The organism is Jezberella sp., from assembly GCF_964834465.1.
Genome location: NZ_CBAZRM010000012.1, coordinates 129,886 through 137,704 on the forward strand (window position 1 = coordinate 129,886; position 7,819 = coordinate 137,704).

General features: G+C 50.8%; 6 protein-coding genes and 1 pseudogene. 6 read left to right on the plus strand and 1 reads right to left on the minus strand.

Translation table 11 applies throughout. The features are described from left to right. Window positions 1-16: 16 nt before the first annotated feature. The 6 genes from AC1W8Y_RS11075 (at window position 17) to AC1W8Y_RS11100 (ending at window position 7,348) form a co-directional block, all read left to right on the plus strand. A complete protein-coding gene (locus AC1W8Y_RS11075) occupies window positions 17-2,209 on the plus strand; it encodes a TonB-dependent receptor (protein ID WP_482014534.1) in 2,193 nt (730 codons plus the stop codon). Window positions 2,210-2,259: 50 nt separating this feature from the next. Beyond that, window positions 2,260-3,018: an energy transducer TonB gene (locus tag AC1W8Y_RS11080; RefSeq protein ID WP_482014535.1), complete on the plus strand. Its 759-nt coding sequence runs from the start codon at window positions 2,260-2,262 to the stop codon at window positions 3,016-3,018. A gap of 2 nt (window positions 3,019-3,020) precedes the next feature. Beyond that, entirely contained in the window at window positions 3,021-3,713 is a 693-nt protein-coding gene (locus AC1W8Y_RS11085) for a MotA/TolQ/ExbB proton channel family protein (RefSeq protein WP_482014536.1), read from the plus strand. 2 nt (window positions 3,714-3,715) lie between these two features. Then, window positions 3,716-4,129, plus strand: a complete 414-nt coding sequence (locus AC1W8Y_RS11090) for an ExbD/TolR family protein (protein ID WP_482014537.1) — start codon at window positions 3,716-3,718, stop codon at window positions 4,127-4,129. A gap of 115 nt (window positions 4,130-4,244) precedes the next feature. Continuing rightward, window positions 4,245-6,341: a TonB-dependent receptor gene (locus tag AC1W8Y_RS11095; protein ID WP_482014538.1), complete on the plus strand. Its 2,097-nt coding sequence runs from the start codon at window positions 4,245-4,247 to the stop codon at window positions 6,339-6,341. Window positions 6,342-6,433: 92 nt separating this feature from the next. Next, a complete protein-coding gene (locus AC1W8Y_RS11100) occupies window positions 6,434-7,348 on the plus strand; it encodes an LD-carboxypeptidase (protein WP_482014539.1) in 915 nt (304 codons plus the stop codon). Between the two features lie 367 nt (window positions 7,349-7,715). Here the strand turns inward: AC1W8Y_RS11100 and AC1W8Y_RS11105 are convergent. Further along, window positions 7,716-7,819, minus strand: a pseudogene (locus AC1W8Y_RS11105) (integrase); the annotation flags it as partial.

The following is a 7,819-nucleotide window of genomic DNA, read 5'->3' on the forward strand; positions in this document are numbered from 1 at the left end:
ATCTTAAGGTGAAGGCATGGGTAATAAGAAGACAACAGAACAATCAGCGCTAGCAGCCACGTTCATGTTGGTGTGCGTTTTGAGTGCTGCCAGCGGGGCAGCAGAGGTAGGTATCGACGACACCTCTGCTCTAGAAATTACTTCAAACGCAAACGATACCCCGCGCAATTCGGTGTCTGTTGAAAAGGGGGTCAGTAACTATCGCGTAACAGCCAAAGAGATAGAAAGTTTGCCGCTCGGCGAAAACACGTCGTTTGACGACGTGCTGTTGCAAGCACCGGGTGTGGTCAAGGATGTGTGGGGACAAGTGCATGTGCGAGGCGATCATGCCAACGTTCAATACCGCATCAATGGCTTTATTTTGCCTCAAAGCATCACGGTTTTTGGTCAGAATATCGATACCCGCTTCGCTCAAAGCATTGATTTGTTAACAGGCGCTCTGCCTGCAGAGTATGGGGTACATCATGCCGGCGTCGTCGAGATAACGACCAAAGATCTCTTTGAGACCGGCGGATCGATGAGTATTTTTGGCGGTAGTAACAACACCTTCTTGCCGAGTATCCAATGGGGTGGAACCGAGGGCAAGTTGAGTTATTACTTCTCTGGTTCTTACCTCACGAACAATCTGGGGATTGGTAACCCGACGGACGGGCTGACGGCTAATCACGATCAGACGCAACAAGCAAAAGCCTTTACCTATTTGTCGTATCGACTCGATAGTGACACGAAGCTCAATTTCATGTCAGGGTTTTACAACGGTCGCTTTCAAATCCCCAATCAAGCGGGTCTAGGGTCAGGCGATGCGGCACAAATGACCAATCCCTATTACAACCTTCAGAATGCTAGTCGTACCAACCCTTATGCGCAAAGTATTACCGGGTTCCCGAGTCATCTGCAAAGCTATGATTCACTCAACGTGAATGATCAGCAGCTTGAGCAAAACTATGACGTGATCTTGGGTTTGCAAAAATTCGTGAGCGATACCCTTGATTATCAGGTTTCGTATTTTCATCATTACTCAAGCATTCATTACATGCCGGATGTCAACGCCAATTTGGCGTTCAATGGCTCAGCGGCCGATGTGTTTAAAAGCTCATCAATCGACGGGGTACAGCAGGACACCCGATATCAGCTCAATGAGGCGCACACCTTGCGTTTTGGGTTGACAGGTAGTGTAGAAAATGTGAGCACGAGCAATACAGCGACGGTGTTTGGTTTGGATCCTGTCAGTGGGGCCATCACGACACCGGCTTTCAATATTGTCGACAATCAGATCAAAAACGGTAACGTTCAGCTGGGCGCCTATCTGCAGGATCAATGGACTTTAAATGATCAGTGGACGGTTAATTACGGGGCCAGATATGACTATTTCAATGCCTACGTCAGTGGGCAGCAACTGAGTCCAAGAATTAATGTGGTTTTTCAGCCGACTAAACAAACCACCTTCCACGTTGGCTATGCTCGTTACTTTACGCCACCACCCACTGAATTGGTGTCGACGCAAACACAAGCGTTGTTTGCGAACACGACGGCGGCGGTGCCTGGACAAAACTCAGACGTCAAACCTGAGACGGCCAATTACTTTGATGTTGGCGTCACGCATCGGTTTACCAAAACCTTCTCGATGGGTCTTGACGCGTATTACAAGCAATCGTTCAACACCCTCGACGAAGGGCAGTTTGGTCCATCATTGATCTTGACGCCTTATAACTATGAGCAAGGCAAGAGCTATGGCGTTGAGTGGAGCAACCATTACGCCGAAGGAAATCTCTCTGCCTATCTGAATGTGGCCGCCAATGTCAGCACGGCGACGAACATTATCTCAAGTCAGTACCTTTTCGATCAGGCGACGTTGCAATATGCCGCTAACAACTGGATCAATGTGGATCATGAGCAGAGTTTGACTGTTTCAGCAGGGGGCTCTTATTTGTTGGATGGGACTAAGTTCAGTGCCTCTATGTTTTTTGGTACAGGATTGCGCAGCGGTTTTGCCAATACTGACTCACTGCCTGCTTACGCCGTTGTTAATGCTGGGGTGTCGAGAAAGATTGATTTCAGCCCTTCGATTGGGCCCATGGAAGTCCGTCTGGCAGTGAACAATATATTTGATCGGATCTACGAGATCCGAGATGGTAGTGGCATTGGTGTGTTTGCGCCTGTTTATGGGGCTCGTCGACAATTATTTGCTGGCGTGACGAAGTATTTTTAATGATCAATGACCGTCTGTTGTTTGGGCAATATTGTTTTTGGGATTGAGCAGTGTCAATTGCTTTGCATCGTTTTAATGAGAGCTTTCCGTTCAATAAAGTGGAAAGCGTTAGCATGCTGGTCGTGCTGGTCTTGCATGTGCTGGTCGCGGCGGTGCTTTTGCATAGCACCCGTTCACCCGTGAAAATTGAGGAGGATCGCATGATGGTATCCTTGGTGAGCCCCCCTGCGACAGCACCTACGACATCACCTGCGCCACCAACAGCAGCCCCCGCGCCGACAACGGTGCCACCCATGCCCGAGCCGGTGAAAAGGGTCGAACAAAGTGACCCGGCCCCTGCGACAAAAATGGTGCAACCAGCTTTGCCACATCCGGTCGTTAAACCACCCAATAAACCCCACCCAAGACCGGTGACGACGCGGGCAGATGAGTCACCTCCTCAATCGAACGTCAGCGAGACGGCCATTCAACCGGCACCACCTAGCCCTCAGGCAGATGCGCCCATGAGCGACACCCCGGTGCACACTGAAATCAGCAAGCTGGTCGTGCTTGAGTTGCCCGATGCGGATAAGTATTACCCCTCATTTTCAAAAAGGACGGGGGAGCAAGGTCAAGTGATGGTCAAAATGACCATTGATCAAACGGGTAACGTCATTGAGTCTGTGCTTGTGCGGGGCAGTCAATATCCGCGGTTAGATGAGGCCGGGTTAGCCATCAGCCGTCGTTATCGGTTTAAGCCCTATTTGGTTAATGGGGTTGCAACAAAAGTATCTACCAATCTGGTTGTTAAATTCAATTTAAAGAACTAATCATGAACACAGCATTCGGCATGGCAAATCTTTGGTCGGAAGGCGACGGGATCACCCGTTTCATCGCCCTAGTCTTGTTGGCAGGTTCGATCGTCACTTGGGTGATCATACTGACTCGGTTTTGGGAGCTTCGAAAGCTCAAACAGCTCAAGCCACAGATCGAGCAATTTTGGCGAGCAACCTCATTGACTGAGGGGTTGGCTTGCTTCTCCGGACGGGCAAATCATCCCTATTACCAACTCGCGGTATCCGCAACGGCAGCGTCCGCGCATCATCAAAATCAATCTGCTCAACATCGAGAGTTGTTGCAAACCCTGAACTACGCTGAGTGGATGGCACGTGCAATCAAGGCGGGTATCGATGGGATGACCACGAAATTGCAGAGAGGGATGACCTTTCTCGGATCAACGGGGGCCACTGCCCCCTTTATCGGTTTGTTTGGCACGGTCTGGGGCATATATCATGCACTGATCTCGATCAGCACCTCGGGTAGCGCCCAAATTGATCAGGTCGCTGGCCCCATCGGTGAGGCGCTCATCATGACCGCCCTTGGGTTAGCCGTCGCCATCCCCGCCGTGTTGGGATTCAATGCCATCAACCGCGCAAATAAATTGACGGTTGCCGATATCAATCGGTTTGGTAATGACTTACTGACCTATTTTGTGACCGGCGCACGTATCCCCTCAGAGGAGTAACCATGGCCTTTCATCTACAAAGCGACGACCACGACGATGGGATCATGGCCGAAATCAACATGACGCCGATGGTTGATGTCATGTTGGTGCTGCTCATTATTTTTATGATTACTTTGCCGGTCGTGCAACATGCGGTCAAAGTACAGTTGCCCAAGGCGAGCAGCGCACGCAATGAAGTCAAACCCGAGTCGATTCAAATTTCGATCGATGCCACAGGGCAGATTTTTTGGAACGCGAAAGCGATCGACTTACCGACATTCAATAGCGAGGCCGTGAAAGCCTCGCAGACGAATCCTCAACCAGAGATTAATCTGCGGGCTGATAAGGCGGTGAGGTATGAATATGTCGCTCAAGTGCTGGCCGCGTCCCGACGAGCGGGCTTGACGAAAGTCGGTTTTGTCACTGAGCCCGAGTAACCGTCTTTGTTGTCTTCTTTGTTGTTTGACGCCTCGGTGGTTTTTGTTATAGTTACTGACAAGCGTATGGATCCCTCAATACGCTTTATTCGAGCGTTGAGTTGCCGGATTTCAAGTGATCAAAAAGCTGAGAGTCACGTGCGCCGCTGTCATTTATCTTGTTTGTGCCACGGTGTGTGCACAGTCTGAGTCACGTTCAAATTTAGGGATCATTCAAGTTCAGGCGCAGCTCAGCAATTCGATTGAAAGTTCTGACGCGGCGTCGGCCAGTGTGATTTCAGATGAAGTGCTGACAAATTTGCCACTCCTGCGCCCCGGGGATGTGTTGGATCAAGTACCGGGGATGGTGGTCACACAGCATAGCGGTGACGGCAAGGCTAATCAGTATTTTTTGCGTGGATTTAACTTGGATCACGGGACAGACTTTGCGACCACGATCCAAGGGGTGCCTGTCAATCTGCCGACCAACGCGCACGGCCAAGGCTACACCGATCTGAACTACTTGATCCCCGAGTTAGTGGATCACATCGATTACCGCAAAGGCCCGTATTTCGCAAACACCGGCGATTTTTCATCGGCAGGTTCGGCCGATATTTATTATCGATCCAGCCTCGACCAAAATATCGCTAATCTGACCTTTGGTGCCTTCGGGTATCGCCGTGCTTTGTTCGCGGGGTCGACTTTCCTTAAGCCTGCTGCTGATCCCAATGCGGTTCAATCGGGGCCAGTGTTGTTGGGTGCGGTCGAAATACAGCGGGCCAATGGCCCTTGGAGCACCCCCGAAGGGTTGCAAAAAACGAACGCCTTACTCAGACTGACTGACGGGACACGAGATCGTGGTTGGTCGGTCGATGTGGCGTATTACAGTGCGAACTGGACGTCGACCGATCAGGTGCCGTTATCCTTGATCGAAGACGCAAGCTTAAGCCGGTATTCAGCGTTGGATCCGACCGATGGAGGCAACACCGAGCGAGCGCTGCTCGCAACAGAATGGCATCAGAGAGATAGCACTGGCTACACCAAAGTCAACGCCTTTCTGCAGCACTACAGCCTAAATCTCTGGTCAAACTTCACCTATTATGAAAACGATCCAGTCAATGGCGATCAGTTTCATCAATCTGAAAATCGCAACTTCATGGGTGCCGGCCTTGTTCGTGGCTGGCATCATTCCTTCTTTGGACATGACTCGACGACAGAGATCGGTTTGCAAACGCGCTATGACAGTATTCGTGTTGGCTTAGCCAACACCGTGGGGCGCGCCATCGTCAGCACGGTATCTGATGACCAAGTTAATCAGAGCATCACGGGCCTTTATTTGCAAAATACGACTGGCTGGACACCTTGGCTAAGAAGCGTCGTTGGCACGCGTGTTGATTACACGAGTATGGGTTTGACTGCTGATGCCCTTGCATCAAACACGGGTCATGCATCTGCTGCGACCGTGTCGCCAAAACTGTCCTTGATTTTTGGCCCATGGAAGAAAACCGAAGTGTTCTTTAATATCGGCCAAGGCATCCATAGCAATGATGCACGCGGGGTGATTTATAAAACGGATCCAACAACCGGGTTACCGGCTTCTCAAGTGCCAGCACTTGTCAAGACCTTCGGGCAAGAGCTAGGTGTTCGCACAGAGTTTTTTGACGGTCTTAAAAGCTCGGTGGCATTGTGGCAGCTCGATAGCGGCTCTGAATTGGTCTATGATGCCGATTCAGGCACCACCGAGCCCAACGACGCCAGCCACCGCTATGGGCTTGAATGGAATAACGAGCTCACCGTCAACCGTTGGTTGAAACTACATGCCGATTTGGCACTGACGCGTGCATCTTACAACGTTGATAATGCGAACGGTCAATCGGGCAGTCTGATCCCCAACGCGCCGCCTGCAGTCGCACAAATCACTGCCGTATTTGGCAAATATGGGCCTTGGACGGGCAGTGTTCAATATCGCTATATCGGGGCATATCCGCTCACTCAAGATGGCGCGCTGATGGCACCGTCAACCAATTTAACCAATCTTCGGCTGCACTATGAGATTGATTCAAATACGGCGATTGCTTTGGATGTGTTGAATGTCTTTAACCGAGAATATTATGATATTGCTTACGCGCAAGACTACCGAGTGTCGCCCGCTTCGCCGCTGGTGCCCAGTGGCATCACCGTCCACCCAGGCGAACCCAGACAGCTGAGATTAACGCTCATGATCAAGGGCTGATCGTGCTTGGTGTGTCGATGATTCATGCACCGCGCTGATATGCCCTATGATACGGACGACTTTCAATGGATTGAATACGAGAACATACCTTCATGACGACCTACGCCGCACCCGATGCCCATGGCATCTATATTATTTCTCCGTCGAGCGCGGTGGCAGATCCCAAAACGATTGAACGTGCCTCAGTACGACTCAGCAAGCTCGGCTACAAGGTAGCTGTTGATCGGCAGGCTTTAGCTGTCAACCAGCGGTTCGCTGGTTCGCAAGCGCAACGCTTAAGCGCGTTCACCCGAGCGATCAAACAAAAGTTACCGATCGTCATGGCAAGCCGCGGTGGTTATGGCTTGACACGGTTACTACCGCAACTCGATTTCAAAGCAATTGCTGATTCTGGTAAACGCTTTATCGGACAGAGCGACTTCACCGCATTCAATCTGGCTTTGTTAGCCAAGACAGGGGCGACCAGCTATGTCGGGCCAACGGCCTGTGCTGACTTTGGGGCCAGTAAATTAGATCTGCTCACCGCAGAAGTATTTGGTGAAGCGATGCGCGGTGAGCTTGAAATTCTTAGTTTCGAGACGCTAGACGCCGATGCCGCCGATTGCCGGGGCATTTTATGGGGCGGCAACTTAACGACGCTGTGCGCACTGATCGGTACGCCGTATATGCCCAAAATCAACGGGGGCATCCTGTTTGTGGAAGATGTCAATGAGCATCCTTATCGTGTTGAACGGATGCTTAATCAACTGCATCAGACGGGCATTCTGGGTAAGCAGAAAGCGTTGATATTTGGGCACTTTACAGACTATCGACTCGCCGCGCATGACCAAGGCTACGATTTACCTGCCGTGATCAAGTACATAAGAAAAACTTACAAAATCCCGGTCATCACTGGATTGCCGTTTGGGCATGTCTCAACGAAGATTACCCTGCCTGTGGGGGTCAAGGTCGGCCTTGCGACTGAAAAAGGGCTGGTGCATTTAGTGTTGGATGAGCACGAGCACTGAAATCACTGTCTAGCTTGGCATGTGGCCGCAGGCTGATACCTGATCGCTAGCTGACGGCGATCCCTGTGTCGAGTTGCAACGAACCTGACAACGGCGTCCTCGATAAATCAACGACTTACTGGCTTTTGATCATTTATGTTGAAAACGACGGGTCTTCTAAGTTGCAAATATGGCTAAAACTGTTCATTTAACTTGAAAATCCCAGCTGCGCACTCAAGGGTTGTTGGGTTTTACTCGCTTATGCCCAAAGAAGTGCAATTTTTTGGTCTCACCCTTTGGCTCAAAACAGGCCAGCCTGTGTCTTGCATGGGTTTTTGCCCCGCAGCCATAGGCCAGCCCCCCACACCATGCGGTTGGCGATGGACTGTTAGATTTCAGTCTGCTCCGCTAATTCTAGTGCGTCATCTACCTCTATGCCTAGATAACGTACGGTACTTTCGAGCTTCGTGTGGCCGAGCAAGATCTGTACCG